The sequence below is a fragment of the Streptomyces sp. SID13666 genome, assembly GCF_010548325.1.
Taxonomy (GTDB): domain Bacteria; phylum Actinomycetota; class Actinomycetes; order Streptomycetales; family Streptomycetaceae; genus Actinacidiphila; species Actinacidiphila fildesensis.
On record NZ_JAAGLX010000229.1, the window covers coordinates 1 to 398 of the forward strand.

Annotated in this window: 1 protein-coding gene; it reads left to right on the plus strand. The window is 74.1% G+C overall.

Annotated features, from left to right (window positions below):
* The coding region (locus G3I60_RS44885; protein ID WP_369334881.1) for a ComF family protein at positions 1-346 on the plus strand (346 nt) is incomplete at its 5' end.
* Positions 347-398: the final 52 nt, after the last annotated feature.

Below are 398 nucleotides of genomic sequence, written 5' to 3' on the forward strand. Positions count from 1 at the left end.
CGTCGACGACGTGGTCACGACCGGCTCCACGCTCGCGGCCGCGGAACGCGCCCTCGAGGACGTCGGCGCGGACGTCCTCGGCGCCCTCGTGCTGGCCGCCACCCCGCCTCCCGGGGCCGTCACGAAAGAGGTGAGGAACCTCCTCGCGCCACCGGTATCCCTGGCACGCGAGAGGGGGTTAGCCTGGGGGTCCCACGCGGGCGAGACGCCCCCGAGACCTCGGTCCGGGCCGCTCGCCCGTGCGACCCACGAGCTGTCCGGACTCGCGTCCGGCGACCCGGGAGGTGGTGCCGAGCACGGTGCCCCGGACGGGGTGCCCAGACGGACAGACCCGGGCCGCTCGTGAAGTGGGCGGCCTCACGACGAAGTGGAGCAACACGATGGAGATCGTCGTCGTC